At 68.8% G+C, this 22,370-nt stretch carries 22 protein-coding genes and 1 pseudogene; 13 read left to right on the plus strand and 10 right to left on the minus strand.

Features of this window, described 5'->3' with window-relative positions; genetic code table 11:
• The 3 genes from H976_RS0102605 to H976_RS24205 form a co-directional block, all read right to left on the minus strand.
• Positions 1-454, minus strand: a 454-nt coding sequence (locus H976_RS0102605) for an ABC transporter ATP-binding protein (RefSeq protein WP_027860258.1), incomplete at its 3' end; no start/stop codon positions are given.
• A 56-nt stretch (positions 455-510) separates the two neighbouring features.
• Positions 511-1,437, minus strand: coding sequence for a hypothetical protein (locus H976_RS0102610; protein ID WP_051276069.1), 927 nt, complete (start codon positions 1,435-1,437; stop codon positions 511-513).
• 1 nt (position 1,438) lies between these two features.
• Positions 1,439-2,083: a DUF1707 domain-containing protein gene (locus H976_RS24205; protein WP_036224415.1), complete on the minus strand. Its 645-nt coding sequence runs from the start codon at positions 2,081-2,083 to the stop codon at positions 1,439-1,441.
• 36 nt (positions 2,084-2,119) lie between these two features.
• Here H976_RS24205 and H976_RS0102620 point away from each other — a divergent pair, with 36 nt between their 5' ends.
• Positions 2,120-3,808, plus strand: a complete 1,689-nt coding sequence (locus tag H976_RS0102620; RefSeq protein ID WP_027860260.1) for a fumarate hydratase — start codon at positions 2,120-2,122, stop codon at positions 3,806-3,808.
• 81 nt (positions 3,809-3,889) lie between these two features.
• Here H976_RS0102620 and H976_RS24210 read toward each other — a convergent pair whose 3' ends face one another.
• Positions 3,890-4,531, minus strand: coding sequence for a hypothetical protein (locus tag H976_RS24210; RefSeq protein ID WP_155917921.1), 642 nt, complete (start codon positions 4,529-4,531; stop codon positions 3,890-3,892).
• A gap of 487 nt (positions 4,532-5,018) precedes the next feature.
• Here H976_RS24210 and H976_RS0102630 point away from each other — a divergent pair, with 487 nt between their 5' ends.
• Positions 5,019-6,125, plus strand: a complete 1,107-nt coding sequence (locus H976_RS0102630) for an aromatic ring-hydroxylating dioxygenase subunit alpha (protein WP_027860261.1) — start codon at positions 5,019-5,021, stop codon at positions 6,123-6,125.
• Here the strand turns inward: H976_RS0102630 and H976_RS0102635 are convergent.
• The gene (locus H976_RS0102635) at positions 6,101-8,203 is read right to left on the minus strand and encodes an acetate--CoA ligase family protein (protein WP_051276073.1); all 2,103 of its coding nucleotides are present in this window, start codon (positions 8,201-8,203) and stop codon (positions 6,101-6,103) included. The genes H976_RS0102630 and H976_RS0102635 overlap by 25 nt on opposite strands.
• A 69-nt stretch (positions 8,204-8,272) precedes the next feature.
• Between H976_RS0102635 and H976_RS28440 the strand changes: the two genes are divergently transcribed.
• From H976_RS28440 to H976_RS0102675, 8 genes are read left to right on the plus strand one after another with little or no spacing between them, the layout of a single operon-like run.
• Positions 8,273-8,935 (plus strand): TetR/AcrR family transcriptional regulator, encoded by a 663-nt coding sequence (locus H976_RS28440; protein ID WP_051276076.1) that lies wholly within the window; start codon positions 8,273-8,275, stop codon positions 8,933-8,935.
• Positions 8,932-10,065, plus strand: coding sequence for a PotD/PotF family extracellular solute-binding protein (locus H976_RS0102645; protein ID WP_051276077.1), 1,134 nt, complete (start codon positions 8,932-8,934; stop codon positions 10,063-10,065). The genes H976_RS28440 and H976_RS0102645 overlap by 4 nt, the downstream gene beginning before the upstream one ends.
• Positions 10,066-10,067: 2 nt before the next feature.
• Positions 10,068-10,976, plus strand: a complete 909-nt coding sequence (locus H976_RS0102650) for an ABC transporter permease (protein WP_027860264.1) — start codon at positions 10,068-10,070, stop codon at positions 10,974-10,976.
• Positions 10,973-11,803 (plus strand): ABC transporter permease, encoded by an 831-nt coding sequence (locus H976_RS24220; protein WP_036224426.1) that lies wholly within the window; start codon positions 10,973-10,975, stop codon positions 11,801-11,803. Before H976_RS0102650 ends, H976_RS24220 begins: the two co-directional genes overlap by 4 nt.
• Complete coding sequence (locus tag H976_RS0102660) at positions 11,800-12,909, plus strand: ABC transporter ATP-binding protein (protein WP_027860265.1); 1,110 nt, start codon at positions 11,800-11,802, stop codon at positions 12,907-12,909. Before H976_RS24220 ends, H976_RS0102660 begins: the two co-directional genes overlap by 4 nt.
• Positions 12,906-14,237, plus strand: coding sequence for an NAD(P)/FAD-dependent oxidoreductase (locus H976_RS0102665; RefSeq protein ID WP_027860266.1), 1,332 nt, complete (start codon positions 12,906-12,908; stop codon positions 14,235-14,237). Before H976_RS0102660 ends, H976_RS0102665 begins: the two co-directional genes overlap by 4 nt.
• Positions 14,237-15,394, plus strand: a complete 1,158-nt coding sequence (locus H976_RS0102670; protein ID WP_027860267.1) for an acyl-CoA dehydrogenase family protein — start codon at positions 14,237-14,239, stop codon at positions 15,392-15,394. Before H976_RS0102665 ends, H976_RS0102670 begins: the two co-directional genes overlap by 1 nt.
• Positions 15,394-16,179: a carnitinyl-CoA dehydratase gene (locus H976_RS0102675; protein ID WP_027860268.1), complete on the plus strand. Its 786-nt coding sequence runs from the start codon at positions 15,394-15,396 to the stop codon at positions 16,177-16,179. The genes H976_RS0102670 and H976_RS0102675 overlap by 1 nt, the downstream gene beginning before the upstream one ends.
• A gap of 3 nt (positions 16,180-16,182) precedes the next feature.
• Here H976_RS0102675 and H976_RS0102680 read toward each other — a convergent pair whose 3' ends face one another.
• Entirely contained in the window at positions 16,183-16,653 is a 471-nt protein-coding gene (locus tag H976_RS0102680) for an Lrp/AsnC family transcriptional regulator (protein WP_027860269.1), read from the minus strand.
• A gap of 98 nt (positions 16,654-16,751) precedes the next feature.
• Between H976_RS0102680 and H976_RS0102685 the strand changes: the two genes are divergently transcribed.
• Positions 16,752-17,645 (plus strand): DMT family transporter, encoded by an 894-nt coding sequence (locus H976_RS0102685; RefSeq protein ID WP_051276082.1) that lies wholly within the window; start codon positions 16,752-16,754, stop codon positions 17,643-17,645.
• Here the strand turns inward: H976_RS0102685 and H976_RS0102690 are convergent.
• The 3 genes from H976_RS0102690 to H976_RS0102700 all read right to left on the minus strand — a co-directional run bounded on the left by H976_RS0102690 (position 17,633) and on the right by H976_RS0102700 (position 19,643).
• Entirely contained in the window at positions 17,633-18,364 is a 732-nt protein-coding gene (locus H976_RS0102690; RefSeq protein ID WP_027860271.1) for a DinB family protein, read from the minus strand. The genes H976_RS0102685 and H976_RS0102690 overlap by 13 nt on opposite strands.
• Positions 18,365-18,440: 76 nt before the next feature.
• Positions 18,441-19,004 (minus strand): dihydrofolate reductase family protein, encoded by a 564-nt coding sequence (locus H976_RS0102695; protein ID WP_027860272.1) that lies wholly within the window; start codon positions 19,002-19,004, stop codon positions 18,441-18,443.
• A 24-nt stretch (positions 19,005-19,028) separates the two neighbouring features.
• Complete coding sequence (locus tag H976_RS0102700; protein WP_155917922.1) at positions 19,029-19,643, minus strand: SGNH/GDSL hydrolase family protein; 615 nt, start codon at positions 19,641-19,643, stop codon at positions 19,029-19,031.
• A 268-nt stretch (positions 19,644-19,911) separates the two neighbouring features.
• Here H976_RS0102700 and H976_RS24225 point away from each other — a divergent pair, with 268 nt between their 5' ends.
• Complete coding sequence (locus tag H976_RS24225) at positions 19,912-20,625, plus strand: endonuclease/exonuclease/phosphatase family protein (protein WP_155917924.1); 714 nt, start codon at positions 19,912-19,914, stop codon at positions 20,623-20,625.
• A 140-nt stretch (positions 20,626-20,765) separates the two neighbouring features.
• Here the strand turns inward: H976_RS24225 and H976_RS31070 are convergent.
• A pseudogene (locus H976_RS31070) lies at positions 20,766-21,089 on the minus strand (HNH endonuclease); the annotation flags it as partial.
• A 227-nt stretch (positions 21,090-21,316) separates the two neighbouring features.
• Between H976_RS31070 and H976_RS29370 the strand changes: the two are divergent.
• The gene (locus H976_RS29370; protein WP_155917966.1) at positions 21,317-22,354 is read left to right on the plus strand and encodes an IS30 family transposase; all 1,038 of its coding nucleotides are present in this window, start codon (positions 21,317-21,319) and stop codon (positions 22,352-22,354) included.
• Positions 22,355-22,370 lie beyond the last annotated feature (16 nt).

Below are 22,370 nucleotides of genomic sequence, written 5' to 3' on the forward strand. Positions count from 1 at the left end.
GCACGATCGCCCGACCCATCGCCACCCGCTGCCGCTGACCACCCGAAAGGGCCTTGGGCTTGCGGTCCAGGTACTCGGTCAGGTTCAGGATCCGCGCCGCCTCCGCGACCCGCTCCTTGCGCTCGGACTCCTTGACCTTGGCCATCTTCAACGAGAACGCCATGTTGTCCGCGACCGTCATGTGCGGGTAGAGCGCGTAGTTCTGGAAGACCATCGCGATGTCACGGTCCTTGGGCGGCAAGTTGGTGATGTCACGATCCCCGATGAAGATCTGACCCTCGTTGACCTCCTCCAGACCAGCCAACATCCGCAAGGTCGTGGACTTCCCACACCCCGACGGACCGACCAGGACCATGAACTCCCCGTCCTTGATCTCCAGGTCGATCCCCGGCACCGCCGGCTTGTCCATCCCCGGATACCAGCGCTGCGCCTTCTTGAAACTCACTGTTGCCATGACTTATCTCCTCACCGGCAGGAACGTGCCGGACGATCCGTTGTAAGTGACGTGGGTCACCCTACGGGCAAGGAGATGGCAAGACCACGTCCGTCGGGACGCCACGTGACCGGTACCGGGTCGATCACTCCCCCGACGAAGTCACCCCGGGCATCGGTGTTCCGGAAGGCCAGGAAGTACGGCGTACCGAGATCGTGCACCACCTTGCCGACGTACAGCCGCTCGTCGGTGACCCGGACCGCGGACGCCACGTCGACCGGCGCACCCGGACCGTCGACGGGCACCGACCACACTCCGCCCGAACCGGCTGCGGCGCCGGGCATCTCGGGTGAGAGGCAGGAGAACAGCAGCACCCAGCGGCCCTCGACCTGCACCACCTGGATCACCTCGAGGCAGTCGAAGAAGCCGCTCGGTGCGCTCAGGGGAGGCAGCACCTCCCACCTGCGCAGGTTGCGGGAGACGGCATGCCCCACGACGCCGCACCCGGGCTCCCCCGTGGCGTCGCGGGCGGAGATGTACATGTGCCAGAGCCCCTCGTCGTCCTGCACCACCCACGGGTCGCGCCACGCCATCTGGCCGTCGTCGGGCTGGTACCAGCGCGGGTCGGCGTGCAGGGCGAGCCCGGTCCGGCTCCAGGTGCGCAGGTCCGGTGAGGTGGCCGAGCCGATGCGCTGGACGGCGCCGTCGTCGGTCCCGGAGAGCCCGCTCGTGAACTGCCACCACTGGTCTCCGTCGCGCACGACGCAGCCGGTCCACTGCGCCAGGTCGTCGATCCCGACGACCTCCGGCAGCGGGTCCTCGCGCAGATCCCAGTAGACGAGGTCGTCGGAGACGGCCCGCCCGACACGGGCATGGCGGTGTCGCAGGTCGGGGTCGCCGAGCGATCTCGGCGCGTGCAGGAAGAACACGTGGTGGCGCCGGGTGCTGGCGTCGTACGCCGTCCAGAAGTCCCAGACGTAGGCGTCCCGGAGCTCGAGCACCACGTCAGCGGCGCCGGCGCAGCTTGCCCTGGCCCGGCATCGGGCGGCGTACGACGGTGACGCCCGCCATCAGCGAGGCACCGGTCACCCGCACGACCGGCGAGTCGGGACCGATCTGGGCCTCCACCTTGTCGCGGGCCTGGTCGAAGGCACCCATGATGCCGACCCCGTCGACGACCACCCGGGTGTGGGCGTTGACGTAGACGTTGACCGCTCCCCAGAAGGCGAACGCGCGGATGAGGGTCTCGCGACTCGTGAACCGGGCGCTGCGCAGGTCGATGTCGACGTTGCCCATCACCGCGATCGCGGTGTGCGAGTCGCCGACCTCCCAGACGCCGGTGCGGCTGGTCGAGCCCATGATCGCGACCGAGTGGTCGTAGCGGATGGCCGGGAGCAACGGCCCCGTCGGCGGCTGCACCGGAGCCGGGCGGCCGGTGGCCACGGGCAGGTCGGACGTCAGCGGGACCAGGTCGCCGTAGGTCTTGGCGGCGTACGCCGACTCGAGGCGCTGCTCGAGCTCCTCGATGTCGAGCCGCCCCTCGCCGGCCGCCTCGCGCAGCAGCTCCGCGACCCGGTGCCGGTCGTCGTCGGAGATCCGCAGCCGGGACCGCTCGTCACCGTGGGACCACCCCTCGACCTCGCCCGCCATGGGGACAGGTTAGTGGGTACGGGATACTCGGCATTCGTGACGACCGAAGCCGAGTTCCGCTACTCAGACCTGCTGCCGATCGGAGCGGACGAGACGCCGTACCGACTGCTCACCACCGAGGGTGTCTCCACCTTCGAGGCCGACGGCCAGACCTTCCTCCGGGTCGCTCCGGAGGCCATCCAGCTGCTCACCGCGGAGGCGATGCACGACATCGCGCACTACCTGCGGCCGGCCCACCTCGCGCAGCTGCGGCGGATCATCGACGACCCGGAGTCGTCGGGCAACGACCGCTTCGTGGCGCTGGACCTGCTCAAGAACGTGAACATCTCGGCGGGCGGCGTGCTGCCGATGTGCCAGGACACCGGCACCGCCATCGTGATGGGCAAGAAGTCCGAGGGCGTGCTCACCGGCATCGACGACGGCGTCGCGATCAGTCGGGGCGTGTACGACGCCTACACCAAGCTCAACCTGCGCTACTCCCAGCTCGCGCCGATCACGACGTGGGAGGAGAAGAACACCGGGACCAACCTGCCGGCCCAGATCGAGCTGTACTCGACGCCGTCCCACGGGTCGCCCGAGTACAAGTTCCTGTTCATGGCCAAGGGCGGCGGCTCGGCCAACAAGTCGTTCCTCTACCAGGAGACGAAGGCGGTCCTGAACCCGAAGCGGATGCTGGAGTTCCTCGACGAGAAGATCCGCTCGCTCGGCACGGCCGCCTGTCCGCCGTACCACCTGGCGGTGGTGATCGGCGGGACGAGCGCGGAGTTCGCCCTCAAGACGGCGAAGTACGCCAGCGCGCACTACCTCGACAACCTGCCGACGAGCGGGACCCTCGACGCGCACGGCTTCCGCGACCTCGAGCTCGAGGAGGAGGTCTTCAAGCTGACCCAGTCGTTCGGGATCGGAGCCCAGTTCGGCGGCAAGTACTTCTGCCACGACGTGCGCGTCGTACGACTTCCCCGGCACGGCGCCTCGTGCCCGGTCGCCCTCGCCGTCTCGTGCTCGGCCGACCGGCAGGCGCTCGGCAAGATCACGGCCGACGGGGTGTTCCTCGAGCAGCTCGAGACCGACCCGGCCCGCTACCTCCCGGCCACGTCCGCGGCCCAGCCCGAGGACGACGCCGAGGTCGTCAAGATCGACCTCAACCGGCCGATGGAGGAGATCCTCGCCGAGCTCACCCAGCACCCGGTGAAGACCCGGCTCTCGCTGACCGGTCCGCTGGTGGTGGCCCGCGACATCGCGCACGCGAAGATCAAGGAGCGGCTCGACGCGGGCGAGGAGATGCCGTCGTACCTGCGCGACCATGCCGTCTACTACGCCGGTCCGGCCAAGACCCCGACCGGGTATGCGTCGGGGTCTTTCGGCCCGACGACCGCCGGCCGGATGGACTCCTACGTCGAGCAGTTCCAGGCCGCGGGTGGCTCTCTTGTCATGCTGGCCAAGGGCAACCGGTCGAAGGTCGTGACCGAGGCCTGCCACGCCCACGGCGGCTTCTACCTCGGCTCCATCGGCGGCCCCGCCGCCCGCCTCGCCCAGGACTGCATCAAGTCGGTCGACGTGCTGGAGTACGCCGAGCTCGGCATGGAGGCCGTCTGGAAGATCCAGGTCGAGGACTTCCCCGCCTTCATCGTCGTCGACGACAAGGGCAACGACTTCTTCACCGACCCCTCCGGCGCCGTCACCGTCCCCATCACCGGCCTCCGCGTCCGCTCCGCCGAGAAGTAGCTGCTGTCACCGCGGGACGTCATGCGGATGGTGCGCTCGGGCGCTCCGTCCGCATGACCTCCGGGCGGTCGAGGGGTCAGGTCACGCGCTCATCGACCATCCGGCTGCGCGCAGAGCCTCCTCGATCTGATCGAAGAACTCGTCAGGGGCGACCCGCAGGCCGAGGACCGGCAATCTCAGCACCCTGGCGTTCTGGAGCGTGACGCTGTTCTGGCGGAGGGCGTCGTCGACTGCGTTCTCGACCCAGCCGTGCTGGATCCCGTCGACCTCCAGCACGAGTCCCCACTGGTCCCAGTAGACGTCGAGGTAGTAGCGGTGGTTCTTGTCGCGGCGGAGCACCTGCCGCGTGGGTTCGGGCATTCCGCGGCGACGGCACTCGCGGGCTACGTCGATCTCACCCAGGCTGCGGGCTCCACCGAGAAGGTCGAGCACGACCGCGTGGACCAGGCGCCGCCTCTTGTCGCGTCGTACGGCCAGGGCCGCGACAGCGAGCTGCTCCGCCGTGGCCAGACCCTGCTGCACCGTCATCGTCAGCACCAGGGCGGCCTGCCTGTTCGACTGCGCCCAGAGTGCACCGCGGACTGCTGCGACCGCGGGGGTGCTCCGCGGGACACCTACGCGCACGACCTCATCGGGAGTCCATCGCCGGGTCTGCCGGATGTCGAACTCCCGGGTACGGCGTACGCGCGCTCCTCGCGGCACCGACACCCGGATTCTCGACATGTCGAACCGCCGAAGTCCTCCTGCGACCAGCGCCGACGCACCATCGAGGTGAGCGCGCGGACCACCCTGGAAGACGGCGGCCAATGCATCCCCTGCAGCGAGACGGGGCCGTTGTGCAGCACCACGACCTGGTCACCGATCAGGTGCCAGCGACGGCCGCGTACGTGCGCCCGGATCTCCCAGCGGGTGATGTCATGGGCGTACACCTGAGGTCGCGACACCGCTCCGCCTTGCTGCTCCGCGACCCGGGCGAGCTGGCGATACCGAGGGTCGTCCAACCGATGGCTCTCCATACCCGGACGTTGGTCCGCAAGCTCCCGCACTCACAAGGCGATGGTGCAATCTGTGGAGAACCAGCCGCCAGGACGTCATACGGATGGTGCGCTTGGACGCTCCGTCCGTATGACGTCCACCCCGCACACAGCCCTATCCGATCAAGTTGACTGACTGTACAGTTAGTGAAACTGAGTACGCCGAGGGAGTCAGCATGGCCACCCGCTCGCCGGTCCGGGAGACGCTTCCCGGTCGGGCCTACCACTCCGAGGACACCTGGCAGATCGACCAGGAACAAGTGTTCTACCGAAACTGGATCTACGTCGGGCGCGCCGAACGGGTGCCCAAGCCGGGGTCGTGGCTGCGGGTCGAGATCGGCGGGGAGAGCCTGCTGATCGTGCGCGGCAAGGACGCGCAGATCCGCGGCTTCTACAACGTCTGCCGTCACCGCGGGTCGCGCATCTGCGACGACGAGCAGGGGTTCGCGCGGACCCACCTGCGCTGTCCGTACCACGCCTGGGGCTACAAGCTCGACGGCACGCTCGTGACCACCCCGATGATCGAGAAGGACGAGATCGACCGCAGCCAGAACTCGCTGTGGCCGGTCCACGTCGACGTCTGGGAGGGGTTCGTCTTCGTCAACCTGTCCCGCGAGGAGCCCCGTCCACTGCTCGAGCACCTCGCCGACCAGCAGGACGACGCGCTCGACCTGGCCCGCGTCGGGCTGGCCGACCTCCGCATCGGGCACGTCTCCACCGTGGACGTGCAGGCCAACTGGAAGATCGTCATCGAGAACTACAACGAGTGCCTGCACTGCCCGACGATCCACCCCGAGCTGGTCGCCGTGGTGCCGGCGTACCGGAAGGGCTCCATCTTCGAGGCCGGACGGGCGGACGGCGGCGTCTCCCTGGCCGACGGGCGTACGGCGATGGTCACCGACCCGCGGCTCCGCCTCCCCCTTCTGCCCGGCTTCAAGGGGCAGGGCGACCCCGAGGCGTACTACGGCGCCCTCGTCTACCCGACGATGTTCCTCGACGTCGACGGCTCCACGTGCCTGGCGACTGCGGTGTTCCCGACCGGTCCGCAGAGCTGCCGGCTGGTGACCGAGTACCTCTTCAACCCCGACGCCCTCGAGGACCCCGACTTCGACCCCACGCCGGTCGTCGAGTTCAACGAGCTGGTCACGCGCCAGGACAACGAGGCCTGCGAACGCGTCCAGCGCGGCGTCACCTCACGCGCCTTCCACCACGGCGTGTTCCCGGCCAAGGACTCCTGGGTCTACGACTTCGACCAGCGCTACCTGCGCGACGTCGAGGCCTGAGCAAGGACCACGCGCGCGTCGAGGGCGAGCGTCCCCGACGGGCCGGTCAGCAGCGGGTTGATCTCCAGCTCGCTCAGCTCGGGGTGCGCGGCCGCGACGCGTGAGAACGCGCTGACAGCGGCGGCGAGCGCGTCGAGGTCGACCGGCTCGCTGCCACGGAATCCCGTCAGCAACGGAGCGCCCCGCAGCGACAGCACCAGCTGCCTGGCCTGGTCGACGCCGACCGGGGCGAGCGCGCACGCGGTGTCGGCCAGCACCTCGGCATGCACTCCGCCGAGCCCGACCATCAGTACCGGACCGAAGGTACGGTCGCGGACGCTGCCGACGATCAGCTCGACACCGGCACCGAGGTCGGCCATCGCTTCGACGGACACGGCCGGAGGGGCGAGCCGCTCCACCAGGTCGTCGTACGCCGCCAGCGTGCTCTGCTCGTCACCGAGACCGAGCACGACTCCGCCCCCATCGGACTTGTGCACCTGTCCGAGCGCCTTCAGCACGAGCGGAAAGCCGGTGGTGGTCGTCGCCGACGGCAGCTCGTCACGGGAACGCACCGTGCACGCGGCCGGGAACGCGATGCCCGCGGAAGCGAACAGCTCCCTCGCCACGTCGTACGACGGATCGCGGACCGGCAGGGCGACCGACGGCTCCTCGTCGTACGACGCGAGCGGGTGTTCCTCCAGCCCGGCCAGCACCGCGCACGCCCGGTCGACGTCACGGTGCACGGGGATGCCGGCCTCGCGGAGCACCGCGGAGGTCGGGCTGGTCGGGAAGATCGTGTGCACCACCACCGGCTTGTCCTGCGCTGCAGCAGCCGTGGCGATCGCGTGGGCGGCGGCGATCTCGACGTCGTGGACGCCGCCCGGCTCGGTGGAGTAGCCGCCGAACCAACCCGTCAGCAGCACGCCGTCGACGTCCTCGCCCGGCAGCAGCGCCTCGACCGCTCGCGCGTAGTTCATCGGGTCGCGATCACCGGCACCGGCGAGGTCCACCGGGTTGGTGACCGTCGAGCTGGCCCAGAGCACGTCGCGCAGTCGGGCACGGGTGGCGTCCTCGAGCAGCGGGGTCTCGAGCCCGACCGCGGTCAGTGCGTCCGCCGCGACGGCTCCGTGGCCGCCCCCGTCGGTGAGCACGGCCACCCGGCGGCCGGACATCCGGCGCGGGCCGAGGAGTCCGGCGAGCAGGTCGGCCAGGTGGGTGACGTGGTCGACGCGGCGTACCCCCCCGGCCGCGCACGCGGCGTCCACCACCTGCGAGGGACTGGTCATCGAGCCGGTGTGCGAGACGGCGCTGCGCACGGCGGCATCGGACCGTCCCGGCGAGAGCAGCACCACCGGCTTGCCCGCCTCGACCAACGCGCGCGCGGCCGACACGAAGGCACGGCCGTCGATCACGTCCTCGGCGTAGATGGCCACCGCACGGGTGCCCTCGTGGTCCACGCACGCCCGCATCAGGTCCACCACGGTGAGGTCGGCCTGGTTGCCCAGCGACACGAACCGCGAGATCCCGAGGCCACGTTCGGCGAGCAGCGCCGCCAGGTCGAGGACCAGGTTGCCGCTCTGGCTGAGCACGGCGACCTCGCCCGCAGGGAGCACTGCGTGGCTCAGCTGCAGCCCGGCCGCCGTGTCGGCGATGCCGAGGCAGTTCGGTCCGACCAGCACCGCTCCTCCGGCCCGGGCGACCGCCACGGCCTCGGCCTCGGCGAGGGCACCCTCGGCGCCCAGCTCGGCGAGCCCGGCAGTGATCGCCACGACGGCACGGGCACCGGCGGCGACCGCCTGGCCCACGGTGTCCACGAACGCCGTCGCCGGGACGCACAGCACGACGAGGTCGACGGGCTGCCCAAGACCGTCGCGGGCCTGCGCGAGGGAGGCGTACGTGGGCTGGCCCAGTACGTCGATCCCACCTCTGTTCACGAGGACGACGGGACGACCCGAGCTCGACGCGAGCGCCCGTTTGCTGAGGATGTGTCCCCACTTGGCGGGATCGCTGCTGGCACCCACGACCGCGATCGAGCGGGGCTCGAAGAGGGCGGTCAGAGCAGCGTCGGACGCGCTCCCAGGTGACCCTTGACGCGTCACGAGGGCGAGCCTAGCATCACTGACTGACTGAGCAGTCAAACACCGAGCTCACCCGATGGGGGGCACCGCGTGAAGGAACCCAACCGTCGCGACCTGGCAGCCGAAGAGGCCCGCAACCGGATCCTCGTCGCCGCCGCCGACTGCATCGTGCGCGACGGCCTGGTCAACGTGCGGATGGCCGGGATCGCCAGGGCGGCCGGGGTGTCCTCCGGCCTGGTGCACTACCACTTCGCGACCAAGGAACAGCTCTTCATCGAGGTGCTCAGCCACTCCAGCGCCGTGTCCAACGCCCTGACCGAGCAGGCCCTCGAACGGGCCGGGACCCAGCCGGCGCAACGGCTCTCGGCGTTCCTCGACCGGTGCCTGCCCAGCGACGAGCTGCTCACCCACGACTGGCGGCTCTGGCAGGAGCTCGACCTGCTCTGCCTCCGGCAGCCGGCACTGGCCAAGGTCGGCGCCGACGTCTACGAGACCATCTACGCGAGCGTCACCGACATCATCACCGCCGGTATCGAGAGCGGCGTCTTCGACCTCGAACCCGCCGCTGCCCGGTCGGTGGCCGAGACGGCCGTCGGGCTGTGCGACGGCCTCGGCGCCCGCGTCGTGGCCCCCGGCCCCGACCTGCCCCTGGACGTCGCACGCAGCATGGTCGCCGACGCCGTCGGACGACTGGTCGGCCATGACGGCCCGCTCCCCCGCCCCGACCAGGCGCTCCTGGAGGCCGGTGCATGACGCCGACGCCCGCCGTGAGCCGTCGATCCCTGCTCAAGGGCGGGCTGGCCCTCGGTGCCACGGCCGGCCTCGCCACGACGGGTTGCGCCTACATCCCCAGCGAGGCCAAGGCGAAGGTGCAGCTGCCCAGGTCGGCCAAGGCCAAGATCGACGGCGACCTCATCTACTTCAACTGGGCCGACTACCTCGACCCGAGCACGTTCAAGGGCTTCCAGAAGGAGTACGGCGTCAAGATCATCCAGTCGAACTTCGACTCGATGGAGGGCATGTACGCCAAGCTCCAGGCCGGCAACCAGTACGACATCATCTTCCCGATCGCCAAGTGGGTGCAGAAGCTGCGCCTCGAGGGCAAGGTCCGTGCGATCGACCACGGACAGCTCTCCAACGCCGACCAGGTCTTCTACTCCGGCTCCTACTACAACGACCCCTGGTACGACGACAAGTCGGCCGTCTCGGTGCCGTTCACCGTCTACAAGACCGGCATCGGCTGGCGCACCGACAAGGTCGACGCGATCTCGGGCAGCTGGAAGGACCTGTGGAACCCCCAGGCCGCCAAGCGGATCTTCACCCTCGACGACCAGGACGAGGCCCTCGCCATGGCCGCCCTGCTCCTGGGGTACGACGTGAACACCGCCAAGCCGTCACAGCTCGACGAGATCAAGAAGCTGCTCGTCAGCCAGAAGAAGTACCTCCGCGCGTACTCCTCCGACGACGTCAACAACATGGCTCGAGGAGACGCCTGGATCCACCACATGTGGAGCGGTGACTTCGCCTACCTGCGCGAAGGGGTGGTCAAGAAGCCCGAGAACTACGACTTCGAGGCGCCCGAGGAAGGCACCCCGATCAACTCCGATGCCTACTGCATCCCGACCAACGCCAAGCACCCCGGCACCGCGATGCTCTTCATCGACTACCTGCTCCGGCCGGAGGTCGCCAAGAAGAACATGGGCTACCTCTACTACCCGTTCCCCGTACGTGACGCCCTGCCGGCCTTCGCCGACCTGGTCAAGGACACGCCAGCGGCCAACGTCGACGTCAAGGAGCTCGAGAACTCCAACGTGTTCCGGCTCCTCGGCGCCGACGAGGTGCAGCGACGGGCCGCCACCTGGACAGAAGTGAAGGCGAGCTAGCCGTGGCCACCCGGGAGGTCACCCGCCCCAGCGCCCCGGCGACACCACCGGCCGGACGCCGCACGTCCGTCCAGCGCACCAAGCTGTGGGGCACCTTGCTGGCCCTGCCGACGGCCTGGATCGTCGGGTTCTTCGTCTCCAGCATGGTCATCGTGGTGCTGCTCTCCTTCGGCCGCACCCAGCGCGACGGCCGCCCGGTCTTCGGCACCCGGTTGACCAACTACGACGCGCTGTGGAACGAGGTCTACCTGCGGCTCTTCCTCCGCTCGCTGACCTATGCCGTGGTGACCACGCTCATCTGCGCGCTGATCGCCTTCCCGGTCGCCTACGCGATCGCGCTGCACGGCGGCCGGTTCAAGAGCGTGCTGATCGCGGCGATCGTGGTGCCGTTCTTCGCCAGCTACCTGATCCGGATGTACGCCTGGTCGGCGCTCCTCTCCGACGACGGTGTCGTCAACAGTGCGCTGCGCAAGGCCGGCCTCGGCGGCGTGCAGTTCCTGAACACGCCGTACGCCGTGATCGGCGGCCTGGTCTACGGCTACGTCGTGTTCATGATCCTGCCGGTGTACGCCTCGCTCGAGCGCATGGACCTCTCCCTCATCGAGGCCGGCAAGGATCTCTACCACGGTCCGCTCCGCACGTTCTTCTCCGTCACGCTGCCGGCCACGCGCGCCGGACTGTTCGGCGGGATGCTGCTCGTCTTCCTCCCGGCGCTCGGCGACTTCGTGAGTGCCCAGCTGCTCGGTGGCCCGAAGACCTACATGATCGGCAACCTGATCCAGCAGCAGTTCCTGGAGGGCCAGAACTGGCCGCTCGGGTCCGCCATGACCGTCGCGATGATGATCGGGCTGACCGTGCTGATGGTGATCTACCTGCGTGCGACCACGACCCGCAACCGGGAACAAGCATGAGCCGCCGGCTCGAACGGCGACCGGCCTTCGCCGTCACGGTCACGGTCGTGTTCTTCGCCTGGCTCTACCTGCCGATCGTCGCCGTGGTGCTGTTCAGCTTCAACAGCGTGAAGTCGCTGGCCACCTTCCAGGGCTTCAGCACCCGTTGGTACGTCGACTTCTTCCACGACAGCTCGCTGATCACCTCGCTCACTGCCAGCCTGGGTATCGCTGCGGTCGCGGCGGCCGGGTCCCTCATCCTCGGCACCATGCTCGCCCTCGGGCTGGAGCGCATCCGGTCGCGGAGCGGTCGGGCCATCGGCGCGGTGACCCTGCTGCCGCTCGTCACCCCCGAGATCGTCACCGGCGTCGCTGCGTTGCTGTTCTTCACGGGGCTCGGCATGAAGCTCTCGCTGGTGACCGTCACGCTGGCCGAGATCACCTTCTCCATTGCCTACGTGACCGTGATCGTCCGCGGACGGTTGGCCTCGATGTCGCCCGAGGTCGAGGAGGCGGCACGCGACCTCGGCTGCACGCCTTGGCAGGCCGTGCGGCAGGTCATCCTGCCCACCCTGGTGCCGGCCCTACTGGGATCAGGACTCCTCGTCTTCGCGCTGGTCTTCGACGACTTCGTGCTGGCCTTCTTCACCACCGGCGTCGACCCCCAGCCACTGCCGGTGCGGATCTACTCCTCCATCCGGTTCGGCGTCTCCCCGGCCATCAACGCGGTCGGCACCCTGATGCTGGCCTTCTCCGCCCTGCTGATCGTGCTCGCGCTGCTGGTGCCGCGCCTGTTCCACCGCAAGACCTCCACCCTGGACCTCATCGCCGGAGGCGAACGCCCATGACGACCACCGACACCCAGCTCACCCACGACCCGGCCACGGCCGAGTCACCCGCGGTGTCGCTCCGCGCACTGACCAAGGTGTTCGGGAAGGAGACCGTGGTCGACGACCTCGACCTCGACATCGCCAGCGGCGAGTTCTTCTCCCTGCTCGGCCCCTCGGGCTGCGGCAAGACGACCACGCTGCGGATGATCGCCGGCTTCACCGACCCAACCTCCGGCACGGTCATGGTCGGCGGAGAGGACGTGACCTCCACCCCGCCCCAGAAGCGTGACGTCAACACCGTCTTCCAGAGCTACGCGCTCTTCGAGCACCTCGACGTACGCCGCAACGTCGGGTTCGGCCTGCGTCGCAAGGGCATCGACCGTCGCACCATCGACCAGCGCGTCGGCGAGGCCCTCGAGCTCGTGCAGCTCGCCGACCGGGCCGACGACCGTCCAGCGCAGCTCTCCGGCGGTCAGCGGCAGCGCGTCGCCCTCGCCCGGGCCCTCATCAACCGACCGCAGGTGCTGCTGCTCGACGAGCCGCTAGCGGCGCTCGACCTCAAGCTCCGCCGCGCGATGCAGCTGGAGCTGAAGTCGATCCAGCGCGAGGTCGGGATCACCTTCCTGTTCGTGACCCACGACCAGGACGAGGCGCTCAGCATGAGCGACCGCATCGCGATCATGAACGGCGGTGTCATCGAGCAGTGCGGCACTCCCGAGCACATCTACGAGAACCCGACCTCGGTGTTCGCCGCAGGGTTCATCGGCACCAGCAACCTGATGCCGGGCACCTACGGCGACGGTGTCGTCCAGGTGTGTCCCGAGCTCCGCGTCCCCCTGCTGGCCGGCCACGGCCTGACCGGTGGCGAGCAGGTCAGCGTCGCGATCCGTCCGGAGAAGATCTGGCTCAGTGAGCTCACGCCGGCCATGGTGCAGGTGCCCGGCACCGTGGTCGCGTCGACCTACCACGGCGCCACCACGCAGTACCTCGTCGACGTCGCCCCCGACGTCACCCTGACCGTGCTCGAGCAGAACCTGCCCCGGATGAGCACGGGCGACCGCTGGACGCCCGGATCACGCGTGCAGATCGGCTGGCTTCCCGAGCACACGGTCCTGCTCCGATGAAGTCGGATGTGATCGTCGTCGGTGCCGGGCTCGCCGGGCTGTCTGCCGCCCGCGACCTGGCCGCCGGCGGAGCGACCGTGACGGTGCTCGAGGCACGCGACCGGGTCGGCGGCCGGGTCGAGCAGGTCGAGCTGCCCGACGGACGCCGCGTCCAGCTCGGCGGCGAGGTCGTGGGCAACGCGCACACCTCCTACCTCGGGCTGGTGGCCGAGCTCGGTCTCACCCTGGTGCCGTCGTACGTCGCCGAGCCGGGTGAGATCACCCGCCAGGTGCCCGAGTCAGTCGACGTCGGCACCTGGCCGTCGTGGTTCACCGATTCCGACATCGCCTCCTACGAGAGCGTCGAGGCGGCGCTGGAGAAGGTCGTCGCGAGCATCGAGCCGACCGACCCGTTCGGCCACCCCGACCTGCACCGGCTCGACCAGCTCAGCTTCGGCGACTTCCTGCGCGAGGCCGGCGCGACCGCTGCCGTGCTGCGCGCCTTCGACCTGGTGCACCTGAGCCTCTCCGACGGGTCGATCGAGCGCCAGAGCACCTTTGCCTACGCGCGCAAGCAGGCCGTCGGCGGCGGCACCGCTGCCTACGACGTCGCCGAGTGGGAGAACCAGCGGGTGGCCGAAGGTTCGGCCACCGTTGCCCTGACGATGGCGGCCGGGTTGTCCGACGTACGCCTCGCGTCGCCGGTCTCCCGGATCGCCATCGCGTCCACCGGTTGCGCCGTGACGACGCGCGCGGGTGAAGAGATCCGCGCCGACGCCGTCGTGCTCGCCGTACCGTGTGGACCTGCACGGGACATGGAGATCATCGGGGTCAGCGACGAGCGGCTGACCTCGCTGCGTCGCCAGCGGCATGCCTGGGCGGCCAAGTTCGTCGCGGCGTACGACCGCCCGTTCTGGCGGGACAACGGCCAGAACGCGCTGTCGGAGAGCGAGGGCGTGATCGGCTCGACCTGGCCGCAGCAGGAGGGCGTGCTCTCCGCGCTCGTGCCGCCGGAACGGTACGCCGCCTTCGTCGCGAGTGACCCGGACACCCGCCACCGCGAAGCGCTCGAGCAGCTTGCCGGTCTGTACGGCGACCGGGCACTCACCCCGATGCAGACCTGGACCCGTCTCTGGGGCACCGATCCGTGGACCCAGGGCTACGTCACGAACTGGCGACCCGGCGACGTGGAGGGGGTGGGACCGTTGCACGGCACCCACGAGCCGCCGTTCTACGTGTGCGGCTCCGACCAGTGGGTCGCGGGGTACATGGAAGGCGCCGTCCGCACCGGTCGGGCGGCAGCCCGAGCAGTATTGAAACAGGCAGCGTTGACGGGAGAGGTGTCTTGATGGACTTCGGGCTGACCGACGAGCAGCGTGCGGTGGTGGCGACGACGAGGGCGTTCGTCGAGAAGGAGCTCTACCCCCACGAGGAGGAGGTCGAGCGCACCGGCGTCCTGCGTCCGGAGCTGCGTGACGAGATCGCCCAGAAGGCCCTCAAGGCCGGCCTCTACGCCGCGAACATGCCGGAGGAAGCCGGCGGCGCCGGGCTCGACACCGTGACGTGGGTGCTCTACGAGAAGGAGCTCGGCAAGGCCAACTACGCGCTGCAGTACACCGTCGGGCGACCGTCCAACATCCTGCTCGGCGGCACCGAGGCCCAGAAGGAGCGCTACCTCTACCCATGCGTCCGGGGTGAGCGGGTCGACTGCATGGCGATGACCGAACCCGGCGCCGGGTCGGACCTGCGTGGCATGCGCACCAGGGCCACCCGCGAGGACAACGACGGACAGAGCGGTTGGCGGATCAGGGGCAGCAAGCACTTCATCAGCCACGCCGACGAGGCCGACTTCGTGATCATGTACGCGCGGACCGACGACTCGACGGACGGCAAGGCGATCTCCACGTTCCTGGTCGACTTCGACACCCCCGGCGTCGAGCTGCACGACGGTTATCGCAACGTCTCCCACCGCGGCTACACCAACTCGATCATCGACTTCGACTGCTGGGTGCCGGAGGACGCGCTCCTCGGCGAGGAGGGCAAGGGCTTCGACCTCGCCGGCACCTGGCTGGGCAGCACCCGTCTCCAGGTGGCGGCCACGTGTCTGGGTCGGGCCGAGCGGGCACTGGAGCTCGCCGTACGCCATGCCGCGGAGCGGGAGCAGTTCGGCCAGAAGATCGGTCGCTTCCAGGGGATCTCCTTCAAGCTGGCCGACATGGCGCTGGAGCTGCGGGCGGCCGAGCTGGTGACGCTGTGGGCGGCCTGGAAGTACGACGAGGGCACCGCGACCGACTCCGACATCGCGATGGCGAAGCTGAAGGCGTCCGAGATGCTCGCGATGGTGGCCGACGAGGCCATCCAGATCCACGGCGGCATGGGCCTGATGGACGAGCTGCCCCTCGAGCGGATCTGGCGAGACGCCCGCATCGAGCGCATCTGGGACGGCACCTCCGAGATCCAGCGGCACATCATCTCGCGCGGACTGCTCCGTCCGTTGGGGTCCTGATGTCCGACGTCGTACGCACCCGGCGCGAGGGCGGCATCCTCGAGGTCACCCTCGACCGCCCCAAGGCCAACGCCATCGACCTGGCCACCAGCCGCATCATGGGCGAGGTGTTCGCCGGCTTCCGCGACGACCCCGAGCTGCGGGTCGCCGTGCTCCAGACCGCTGGTGAGAAGTTCTTCAGCGCCGGGTTCGACCTGAAGGCTGCCGCCACTGGCGACGCCGTCGACGGCGACTACGGCGCCGGCGGGTTCGGCGGCCTGCAGGAGCTGCCCGACCTGAACAAGCCGGTGATCGCGGCCGTGCACGGCATGGCCGTCGGCGGCGGCTTCGAGATCGCCCTGTCCTGCGACCTGATCTACGCCACCGAGACCGTGCGCTTCGGCCTGCCGGAGATCAACGCCGGCACCCTCGCCGACGCGGCGACGGTCAAGCTGCCCAAGCGGATGCCGTACCACGTGGCGATGGAGCTGCTGCTGACCGGACGCTGGATGTCGGCCGAGGAGGCGCACCGGTGGGGCGTGGTCAACGAGGTGCTGCCCGACCACGACGCCCTGATGGCCCGGGTCTGGGAGGTGGCGCGGCTGCTCGAGTCCGGGCCGCCGCTGGTGTTCGCGGCGATCAAGGAGACCGCCCGCGCCGCGGAGGGTCTGCCGTTCCAGGACGCGATGAACCTGATCACCCAGCGCCGGCTGCCGACCGTCGACGTCCTCTACGGCTCCGAGGACAACATGGAGGGCTTCCGCGCCTTTGCCGAGAAGCGCCCTCCCGTGTGGAAGGGCCGCTGAACCTCACTCGCCCCGGACGCCGGGGTCCAGGATCGGGCGGGGAGGGACGGGCGTCGCGACCACGAAGGAGCTGGTGGTCTGACCATGCATGAGGAACTGGTCGAGGATGGACTCGAGCCCCTCGATCGTGGGGACGTGGATCAGCATCAGGAAGCAGTCCTCGCCAGAGATCCGGTAGCACTGGGAGACCTGGGGCGTGCGTTGCGCCAGCTCGGCGACCTTGGGCAGCTGCCCCGGACCTGGACGCACTCGAACCCACGCGGCGATGGGAACACCCATGGCTGCGGGGTCGATGTCGAGGCGGTAGCCGCGGATCACACCGCTCTCCTCGAGACGCCTGACGCGCTCCCGCACCGACGGGGACGACATGCCGATCCGCCGCGCGAGGTCGGCCGTGGAGAGCCGAGGGTTCTCCGCCAGCTCGGCGAGAACTCGTCGGTTGGTGGCATCGATACCCGAATTTTCGTTCGGCAAAGGATTGCCCTCCTTCGCCTTCGATCCTGCCGCCACAGCGCCTCCTGAACCTCTGTTTGGCCATTCAGTCGCGGGTCATTGTCTCAGATACTAAGGCGGTGTCCTCCACATCGCCGAGATCTCCGCTCCCACCCATCGACGCGATCCAGGAGCGCGTTCCTCCGCACGCCTACTTCGTGGTCAGCGCCGTCTTTCACTACCTGGGTCCGGCGTTCGCGGTGCTGCTCTTCGTGCACATCGAGCCGATGGGCGTGGCCTGGCTGCGCATCGCCTCGGCGGCGGTCATCTTCGCCATCTGGCGACGGCCGTGGCGAGCGTGGTCGGCGCTGGGCGAGGCGACCAGACGCACGCTCCTGGGGTGGGGAGGAGTGCTTGCCGTCATGAACATCTGCTTCTACCTGGCCATCGACGCACTCCCGCTGGGCACCGTCGCTGCGATCGAGTTCCTCCCGGTCATCGTCCTCGCCGCACTGGCCGCGCGGTCCCGACGCAACATCGCTGCCCTCGTGCTGGCCGTCGTCGGGGTGTACCTGTTGACCGACGTACGGCTGGCAGGCGAGCCGTGGGGCCTGACCTTTGCGGGCGCCAACGCACTGCTGTTCGCTGCCTACATCACCCTCGGGCATCGGGTCGCGAGGGACGAGGCGCTCACCGGTATCGACGGTCTGGCCCTGTCGATGCTGATCGCTGCCGCCGTGGCCCTTCCTTTCGGGCTCTGGGAGGCCAGACCTGCCATGGCCGACCCGGCGCTGCTCGCGGCAGCCATCGGCGTGGGTGTGTGCTCGTCGGTGGTTCCCTACGTCTGTGACCAGCTCGCCATGAAGCGACTGGCGCGGTCGACGTACGCGCTCATGGTGGCGCTGCTGCCGGCAACGGCGACCGTCATCGGCATCGTCGTACTGGCCCAGATTCCGACGCTTGCCGAGTCAGTCGGGGTCCTGCTGGTCATCGGCGGTGTGGCGCTGCACCGCGAACCGGCTCAACCGAGGTGAGCAAGATCCCGTCGGATGTAGCGCAGGTGGGCCCACTCCTCCTCGAGGATGACGCGAATGCAGTCACCCACAGTGGGATGCCAGTCACCGCCGCCCCACGGGTCCTTGCGTTCCTCGGCGAGCAGCTCCGGCGTGGCCGTGGCCAGGAACTCGGTCACCATCCCCTGTCGCTCGGCGCGCACCGCGAGGATCTCCTCGTAGGTCGGAGGATCCACGCGGAAGATCGACATGTCGAAGCCCATCTCCGCGGCACCGGTGAAGATCTGGCCGAGCTCGTGGAACGGCTGCTCCACCCCCAGGATCCCGCCACGGAGCCAGGCGTCGGTCGCCAGGACGAGGTGCCGCAGGGTCTGGGCCAGGGACCACTCGCCCTCGACGTGGGCGTCCACCAGCTCAGGCGGCGTCTCCGCCACCGTCGTCTGCCACGCCGACTGCACCGCGACCCACCCGTCGCGGAGGCCCTCTGGCGTCTGTGCCTTCTGCAGCTCGCGCCCCGGGAACTGACGGTCAAGCTCGGCATCCACGAGCGGCACCACGTCGACCCCGTTGACCAGGAGGCTGCCGAAGAACAGGTCGTGGCTGTCGATGTCGAGCCCGCCCACATCGACGCTGCGCATCGTCACACCGCTGACATCGGAGAACCGCATGGTGGCGCCCTTGAAGCTCGTCTTGACGAAGGTCGCGCCCTCGAACTCCTTCGTACCGGAATAGTTCGTCATCACCCCATCATCACCGTTGCCGGTGACAGTCTTCCGGCATCGGCGCCATCACCAGCGTCGTACTCGTGGGGATGTGTCAGTGCCGGGATTCGTAGTGGGACATGGTCACTCCGTCACCGAAGGTCTTGGTCTCCACGAGGCGCAGGTTCACCCAGCTGTCCAAGGCGCTGAAGAACGGCGTACCGCCGCCGACCAGCACCGGGTGCGTGACCACCTGGTACTCGTCGATCAGGCCGGCGCGCATCGCCGCGCCTGCGAGGTGTGCACCGCCGATCTCCATCGAGGCTCCGTCCTCGGCCTTCAGCCGGCTGATCTCGGCCACGGCGTCGCCGGTGACCAGGCGCGCGTTCCCGCTGACCTCCTCGAGGGTCCTGGAGAACACCACCTTTGGCGTCTTCTGCCAGATGCGGGCGAACTCGACCTCCACGGGGTCCGCATCCGGCTGCTGGTCGGCCGTCGGCCAGTGCGCGTTCATCAGCTCCCACAGCTTGCGCCCGTACAGCGAGAGACCGATCTCGCGGGCTCGGTCGTTGAACCACTGGTGCAGCTCCACGCTGGGAAAGCTCCAGCCGATGTCGTCGCCGGGCGCAGCGATGTAGCCGTCCAGGCTCGCGTTCATCGCGTAGATCAGTTTTCGCACAGGGTCAGCATTCCATGAGCGGGGTCAGTCGCCAGGCTTCGCCGGTCGTGTCTGTACCGCCTCGATGAGGGCCGGCAGCAACGAGTCGGCGATGACGGCGTACCCCGCGCTGGAGGGGTGGAACCGGTCGCTGGAGAACAACGACGGGTCGGTGGCGAAGGCTCGTGAGGCGCGCTGGTCGGGGTCCGCGATGCGCCCACACTCGGCCAGCACTGCTGAGACCTGATGTTCTCGGAGGAGGTCGCCTGCTGCTCTTACGGTCTCGCGCAGGAAGACCGGGACGTGCGGCACTGCACTGAGATCGGGCGCCGGGGCGACCACGACCTCGATGCCGGCGGCCCGGAGGCGTCGTACGGCGTCACCCAGAGCCTTCGCGGCCACGTCGACCGGTATCAGGTGGGTGAGGTCGTTGGCGCCGATCACCACCACCGCCAGGTCCGGGCGCCACGACAGTGCCCGGCTGACCTGTGCATCCAGGCCGGCGCTCGTGGCCCCCGGTACCGCGAACACGCTTGCTTCCGCCTCGTAACCCCTCGCTGCCAGCCCGTCGACCAGACGCGACGGCAACCGGTCACGCTCGCGGGTGGCTCCCTGACCCCACGCGATCGAGTCGCCCAACACCGCCAGCCGAGTGATCACTCGTCGAGCCAAGCAGAGGGGGTCAAGAGCGCGGCGCGCCCGTGGTGCCAAGGGACCTGGATACGTGGCGTTTGCGTGACGCGGGGCTGCCGGGTTCGATGGCGGTATGCGCCTTCGGCCGGTCCGTGGCACCTGGAGGGGTGTTGCGGTCGCGTCAGTACTGGTGCTCTGCCTCGGTTGGCTTGGGGGCTGCGCTGCAGACAGCGCGTCGAGCAACGACGCCGGCTCGAGGTCGCCGGAAGGCAACCCGGCCGGGACCACGGTGCGCGTGCTGCAGATGAACCTCTGCGACAGCGGGCGCGCGGACTGCTACTCCGGTGGGCGGGCCGTCCGCATGGCAGTGGCACTGGTCCACGCCGACCGGCCCACCATGGTCAGCGTCAACGAGGTGTGTCGCGGGGACGTCAAGGTGCTCGAACAGGCGCTGTCGACTACGTTTCCCGCCGGCTCCGTTGCGACTGCCTTCACCGCCGCGCGGGACCGTCCCAACCGGGAGCCGGTCCGTTGCCAGAATGGGCAGCAGTTCGGTGACGGTGTCCTGGTGGTGGTCTCGTCCGGACATGGCGTCCGCAGATACGGTGGCCTCTACCCGATGCAGGATGGTCACGACGTGGAGGAACGCGGTTGGGCGTGCCTCGACCTGGCCGCGCAGTTCACCGCTTGCACCACACACACGGCGAGCACGAGCACGACGGTCGCCCTGGCCCAGTGTCGGCATCTGCTGGGCTCGGTGGTGCCGAGGATCAGCCGCGGCGACGGCGGTCTCCCGGTCGTCCTTGGCGCTGATCTCAACCTGGCCGTTGGCGGTTCACCTGGCCCGCAGTCATGCCTTCCGAGCGGTTACCGGCGTGCTGACGACGGCGCTCTTCAGGACGTTGTGCTCGGCCCGGGCGGCACGGTGCGCTCGCACTCGATCGTCGACATGCGTGACACCACCGACCACCCCGGATTGCTTGTCGACCTCGTGCTGCCGCACCTCTGAGCGCAGATCAGGATCCGGTAGCGGAGCTGGCTGTGCTTACGGAGTCGCCGAGGTAACCGCGCTTCGACTGCCAGGACACGGCCGAGGCCACCCACGAACTACTCGTGCACCTGGAGATCGAGAGCACGCTCGTCTACGGGTCAGCGATGGAGGCGTCCTGGGCCTTGACCTTTGCCATCCATCACCCAGCGCGGGTGCAGCCGCCCCCCGTCTGACCACCCCGCCCCGTCCCCGCCGCGTGGTGGCTGTTCGCGACTGACGTCGAGGGTGCCGTGGTGGTTGCGGAGGAACTGGTAGCCGTGGGGGCTCGACCAGAGGTAGGTGCCGGGGTCGAGGACGGTGTAGGTCCAGGGCGTGTGGGTCTTGAGGCGGTGATGTCGCCGGCACAGAGGGGCGATGTTGCAGGAGCAGGTGGTGCCGCCCTGGGCGTAGGGGACGACGTGGTCGCAGTCGCAGGCGCGGGCCGGTCGGGTGCACCAGGGGAAGACGCAGGTGGGGCCAGTTCTAGGTAGTGATGCAACACCTCACTTGAGGAGTTGCGATGAGGAAGTTCACCAAGCCCGATCTGCCGCGTGAGCATGAGCGGCGGTTCTGGCAGGCGATGCGAGCTGGTCTGAGCGTTGACGAGGCGGCTGTGAGGGCTGGCGCGTCGTGGAGCTGGGGACGCAGGCAGTTCGTCAAGGCTGGCGGGGTGAACCCTGTGGCAATCGCAGAGCCAGGTGGTCGGCGCTATCTGCGATTCGAGGAACGCGAAGAGATCATGCGTTTGCAGGCAGCAGGTCTAGGCGTGCGAGCGATCGCTCGTGAGATCGGCCGGCATCCGGCGACGATCAGTCGTGAGCTGAAGCGGGCCGTCGGCGTCCGGGGATACAAGGCGTCGATGGCGCAAACGCACGCCGATCGGGGACGGCGGGGTCCACGACACGCGAAGCTGGCCACGAGCCTGCGGTTGCGCCGGGAGGTCCAGGCCCGACTTGAACGCCACGAGAGTCCTGAGCAGATCGCTGGCAGACTCAGGCTCGATTTCCCCGACGAACCGGAGATGTGGGTGTCGGCCGAGACGATCTACCAATCGCTTTATGTCCAGGCTCGCGGCGGTCTCAATCGCGAGCTCACCGCCTATCTGCGGACGGGCCGTTCGATGCGCAAGCCGCGACGAACTCCGGGCCAACGACGAACTCGCATCCCGGACATGGTGATGATCAGTGAGCGCCCGGCCGAGATCGAGGACCGCGCTGTCCCTGGACATTGGGAAGGCGACCTGATCATGGGGTCGAAGGTCTCCGATTCCTCAGTGGGGACTTTGGTCGAGCGAACAACCGGGTTCGTGATGTTGCTCCACTTGCCGAACGGGCACGGCACCCTCGCGGTCCAAGAGGCACTGGTCTCCAAGATGTTGACCCTCGAGGAGCACCTACGCCGGTCGCTGACTTGGGATCAAGGTCGAGAAATGACCAACCACCGCGAGGTATCCAAGGCAACCGGCCTGGACATCTACTTCTGCGACCCCCACTCGCCCTGGCAACGCGGGAGCAACGAGAACACCAACGGTCTCCTGCGTCAGTACCTGCCCAAAGGCAGCGATCTCTCCTTCTACGGCCCCGGAATGCTCGACAACATCGCCGCCGAGCTCAACTCACGACCACGCAAAAGACACGGCTTCCGCACTCCCGCGGAAGTACTAGATGAGATCCTGATCAAGGACGCCAACAACCACGGCGTTGCGTGACTACCTAGATTCCACC

Source organism: Marmoricola sp. URHB0036 (assembly GCF_000426045.1).
Lineage (GTDB): Bacteria > Actinomycetota > Actinomycetes > Propionibacteriales > Nocardioidaceae > Marmoricola.

Bases quoted from the DNA above. Each gene is read 5' to 3' on its own strand.
- H976_RS24205 (WP_036224415.1), bottom strand. From the start codon at position 2,083: ATGGCGGGCGAGGTCGAGGGGTGGTCCCACGGTGACGAGCGGTCCCGG.
- H976_RS24210 (WP_155917921.1), bottom strand. From the start codon at position 4,531: ATGTCGAGAATCCGGGTGTCGGTGCCGCGAGGAGCGCGCGTACGCCGT.
- H976_RS0102630 (WP_027860261.1), top strand. From the start codon at position 5,019: ATGGCCACCCGCTCGCCGGTCCGGGAGACGCTTCCCGGTCGGGCCTAC.
- H976_RS0102645 (WP_051276077.1), top strand. From the start codon at position 8,932: ATGACGCCGACGCCCGCCGTGAGCCGTCGATCCCTGCTCAAGGGCGGG.
- H976_RS24220 (WP_036224426.1), top strand. From the start codon at position 10,973: ATGAGCCGCCGGCTCGAACGGCGACCGGCCTTCGCCGTCACGGTCACG.
- H976_RS0102660 (WP_027860265.1), top strand. From the start codon at position 11,800: ATGACGACCACCGACACCCAGCTCACCCACGACCCGGCCACGGCCGAG.
- H976_RS0102665 (WP_027860266.1), top strand. From the start codon at position 12,906: ATGAAGTCGGATGTGATCGTCGTCGGTGCCGGGCTCGCCGGGCTGTCT.
- H976_RS0102670 (WP_027860267.1), top strand. From the start codon at position 14,237: ATGGACTTCGGGCTGACCGACGAGCAGCGTGCGGTGGTGGCGACGACG.
- H976_RS0102675 (WP_027860268.1), top strand. From the start codon at position 15,394: ATGTCCGACGTCGTACGCACCCGGCGCGAGGGCGGCATCCTCGAGGTC.
- H976_RS0102690 (WP_027860271.1), bottom strand. From the start codon at position 18,364: ATGACGAACTATTCCGGTACGAAGGAGTTCGAGGGCGCGACCTTCGTC.